Origin of the sequence: Desulfococcus sp., from assembly GCF_041737845.1 — a bacterium.
Classification (GTDB): Bacteria; Desulfobacterota; Desulfobacteria; order Desulfobacterales; family Desulfococcaceae; genus Desulfococcus.
Window position 1 is genome coordinate 1 of record NZ_JBGSQX010000162.1, and the last position, 4,003, is coordinate 4,003.

Sequence of the window (4,003 nt, forward strand, 5' to 3'; positions counted from 1 at the left end):
CCCGGAGCCGCCCCTCCCGGACGGGGGACAGCGGGAGAGCGGGGAGCAAAACCGCCAGGACCCCGGGGCATCCGACACGGAGGCGGGGGACAGGGAAACGGCGCCCCGGGACGGGGGGGAGGAAGGGGCGGGCCCCCAGGAGGGGACGGAGGGCGCAGGGGAAACCGATGGCATGGCGGGCAGCCAGGCCGAAAGAATGCTGAACCGCCTGAAGGACCAGCCGGGCCGCGCCCTCATGCCCGACTACGGGAAGCGCGCGGTGGATCGGGATTGGTGATCCGTCCGAAAACGGCCTGCGAAACCTCGACATCAGGGAATAATTATGAGAAACAGATTGTGTTGGATCGTGGCGGCGGCGATCCTGGCGCCCGCTGCGGCGATGGCCGGCGTGAGCGTTCAGGCATCCCTCGACCGGACCGCCCTGGCCATGGAGGAGTCCCTGGTGCTCCAGGTAACCCTCCGCGGCGGCAAGGGGGAGGTGGACACGGACGGCATCTCCGATTTCAAGGTCCTCTCCCGGGGTAGCAGCACCAGCATCCGGATGGTCAACGGGCAGTTCTCCCAGGAAACGGTCTACACCTATGCCCTCGTTCCCCTGAGGGAGGGGCGGCTCACGATCCCGCCCCTGCCGGTGCAGGCGGACGGGGAGACCCTCCGCACCCCCGAGCTCTCCGCAATCGTGACCCGGATGCCCGCGGACCGGAGCCGGATGGACCCCCAGGATCTTTTTGTCGAGGCGGACGTGTCCGAAACCGCGCCTTTTGAGAGCCAGCAGATCCGATACACCTTCCGGGTATGGCAGCGGGCCCGGATCGCCAACGCGAAATTCCAGCGGCCCGATTTCCCCGGATTCACCGTCCGGGAGCTGGAGGAGCGGAAGGAATACAACGCCGTTTCCGGGGGCCTCGATTTTCGCGTGACCGAGGTCGCCTTCCTCCTGATCCCCGTGGGCGGCGGCAAAAAAACCATCCCATCGGCCGTCCTCACCTGCGATGTCGTCCGGCAGTCCGGCCGGCGGGATTCTTTTTTCGAAGACCCGTTTTTCGGCATGAGATCCGGCCGCCTGGCCCCCAGGGTCCTCCGGACGGAACCGGTTGCCGTCTTCGTGAAGCCGCTGCCGCCCTACACCGGGCAGGGGAAGTTCTCCGGGCTGGTCGGCAGGTTCGACATCGATGCCGAACTGGCGTCGTCGGAGGTCCGGGTCGGGGATTCCACCACCTTCGCATTCACCATCCGGGGCGCGGGGAACATCATGGACGCCGGACCGCCCGAGATCCGGCTGGGCGACGCCTTCAAGGTCTACGACGACACGCCCGAGGAGGAGATCCGCCTGACCGGGGAAGGCTATTCCGGGAAAAAGGTCTTCCGGTCGGCCCTGGTTCCCGTTGCGGCGGGGACGTACGACCTTGGGTCCCTGGAATGGGTCTATTTCGATGTTTCCAGGGGAGGCTATGTGGTGCGGAAAACCCCCGCCTTCAGCTTAAGCGTTCGGCCCGCCGACCGGACCGAGGATATCCGGGCCGCCTCCCCGGCGCCGTCCCCGTCCAAGAGCGAAGTGGCGTTTGTGGGGCGGGACATCCTGCCCCTGAAGGACGGGAGGGATGCCGTCAGTGAGCGGCGTCCGATCTCCTCTGCCCTTTTTGCGGCCATGCTGGCTCTTCCCCCCTTCCTGTGGGCCGCGGCCCGGTTTGCCATGGCGCGTCTGAAGAAGGAGACGGACCCCGGCCGGATGATGGCCGAAAAGGCTGAAAAGGCGATGCGGGAGGCCGCATCGCTCTCTCCTTCGGACGACGACTTCTGGGGGTGCCTCTACCGGGGGCTGGTGGCGGCGGTCCTGTCCCGGACCGGTTCCGCAGGCCTCTCCCTCACCTCCGCCGAGGTTTCCGGGATTTTGATCCATCAGGGGTTCACGGGCGAGGCGGCCGAAGCCGCCGCAACCCTTCTGGAGCGGATCGAGTCCGCCAGGTACGGCGGCGGCGTCAGGGATCGAGATGCCGGAGAGGCGCTTCTGGAAGAAACCCGGCGGATGGTCAGGAAACTCCTCCCATGAAGAAAAAGATGCTGAGATATGGCCTCGCCGCGGCCTTGATCCTGCTGCTGGCGGGGAGCCCGGCATTTGCCGGCGACGACCCGGAAGCCCTTTTCCGGAAGGGTGTTGCCGCTTACGAGGCCGGTGAGTTCAGGCAGTCGGCCCAGGCCTTCCAAACCCTCGCCGACAGGGGCATTCAAACCGGGAAACTCTGCTACAACCTGGGGAATGCATACCTGAAGCAGGGAAGCCTGGGGCATGCCGTCCTGTGGTATGAAAGGGCGCTCCGGCGCATGCCTCATGATCCGGACCTGAGATTCAATCATGACTACGCCCTTTCCCTCACCCGGGATGAGCAGGGACCGGAGGCTTCCTTCCGGCGGATTCTGTTTTTCTGGAAATATCTTTTCACGCCGGAGCAGATCCAATGGCTTTCGGTCTTCCTGAACGGCGCCCTCTGGCTCGCCCTCCTCCCGCGCCGGGGCTTGAGATCGACCCGCAGGAAGACGCTCGCGGGGGCGATTTTCCTGCTGGCGGCCGTCTCGGTGCTGACGGCGGGCCACAACGCCTACGAGGCCGCATTTGTCAAGGAGGGCGTGATCCTTGCCGAGGAGGCGCCCGTCCGCTCGGGCCTGACGGATCGGGCGACGGAGCTCTTCCGGCTCCACGCCGGCGCCAGGGTGAGGATCGAGCGGGAGAAAGAGGGCTATTACCGCGTTCGGTATTCTGAAGAAAAATTCGGATGGATCGAGCGGTCCAGCGTCGGTGAAATATAGACCCGGACCCCATGGGAGAGGCCTCCCGGCGGCCTTCGATTCCCCGGTCCCCGAAAGAGAAGTATCTTGACAAACAGCGGCCGTTGGTAAATATTATTTCAGCATCGACGTCACGCCCCAACCGATGATTCTATTCGGACGTTCAGTCAGGGCTATCAACTCTTCAGGCATCATTGAACGTCCCTTTTTGGTTTTTCAGCGAATCCCTTTTCCTGCTGCCTTACCCTTTGCGCCCGCTGCCGCGGCGCAAGAAGCGAATTCTACCGAGCAACGTGGGGGGGAGGTCCATCATGGCGATTTTTGAGGCTGAAGCGATCCGCGCGCTCGAATTCTTCCACCAGGTCTTCGGGGTGTCCTCCAGAGCCCCGGCAAGCCTGCGGGAAGGCCGGGTCGGACGTCCGAGCCCGATCGCCGGAGGCCGTCAGAATGGCCTCTTCTTCCACACATCTCCCCGAAAAGACAGCGAATCCCTTTACCTGAACCTTTGTTTTCTGGAGGCGCTCTCACGACTCGTTTTTCCGAGGCTGCAGTCCCTGCGGCCTCCGGATCTGGGATTCTCTTTAGACGCCGTCCACATCACCTTCGGCCATGAGGCTGCCCGCCTCCCGTTTCTGTGGGCGTTTGACATCGCATGGATCGAAGGGGCCGCCCGGGGCATGCCGGGCCGCAGCGCCGTCTGCCCCGACCAGGCGCCGTTCTACGGGGTCTTTTTCCTGGGAACCCTTCAGTGCGGGGCACTCATGGCACGGCACCACCCCACGGCGGATATGCTGGACGATGCCGTGGCGTCGGTGGTCCAGGAGATCTCCCGCCATGGGGCCGAACCCGGCGGGGCGGACCTGGCCGCGCTGACGGAGAATCTTTTCCGCTCCGAGGTGGCAGGCGGCGGGGAGGCCTGGTCCGAACCGGAGGAGGCGCTGTATCGGCGGGCTTTCCAGTTGGGTGTTGACCTGGTGGCGGCCGGCATGGCGGGCGAATGCCCCCCCGAGGACCAATTTTTTCCCCGGCTTGCGGCATTGAAGGCCGACGTGTGGGGCGGCCTTTTCGAGAGCGGCCCCCGGTCCGAAGGCCCTCTGCGGCGGGAGGAGGACACCGCCATCCATGCGGTGCTCACGGGATTGATGGCGCGATGGCGTCGGGCGTCGGGCCCCCTGGAATATCCGCGCCCCGGGGCGGATGGGTCCGCCGCAGGCGGCGG

The 4,003-nt window shown here is 65.4% G+C and carries 3 protein-coding genes and 1 pseudogene; all 4 read left to right on the forward strand.

Annotation, left to right across the window (positions count from 1 at the left end; all coding sequences use genetic code 11):
* A pseudogene (locus ACEW8N_RS20445) lies at positions 1 to 277 on the forward strand (hypothetical protein); the annotation flags it as partial.
* Between the two features lie 45 nt (positions 278 to 322).
* On the forward strand, positions 323 to 2,050 hold the full coding sequence (locus ACEW8N_RS20450; RefSeq protein WP_373501722.1) for a BatD family protein: 1,728 nt from the start codon (positions 323 to 325) through the stop codon (positions 2,048 to 2,050).
* Entirely contained in the window at positions 2,047 to 2,805 is a 759-nt protein-coding gene (locus ACEW8N_RS20455) for a tetratricopeptide repeat protein (RefSeq protein ID WP_373501723.1), read from the forward strand. The genes ACEW8N_RS20450 and ACEW8N_RS20455 overlap by 4 nt, the downstream gene beginning before the upstream one ends.
* A gap of 290 nt (positions 2,806 to 3,095) precedes the next feature.
* On the forward strand, positions 3,096 to 4,003 hold a 908-nt coding region (locus ACEW8N_RS20460), incomplete at its 3' end, for a hypothetical protein (RefSeq protein WP_373501724.1).

Coding starts and splice junctions, on each gene's coding strand:
- ACEW8N_RS20450 (WP_373501722.1), top strand. CDS start 323: ATGAGAAACAGATTGTGTTGGATCGTGGCGGCGGCGATCCTGGCGCCC.
- ACEW8N_RS20455 (WP_373501723.1), top strand. CDS start 2,047: ATGAAGAAAAAGATGCTGAGATATGGCCTCGCCGCGGCCTTGATCCTG.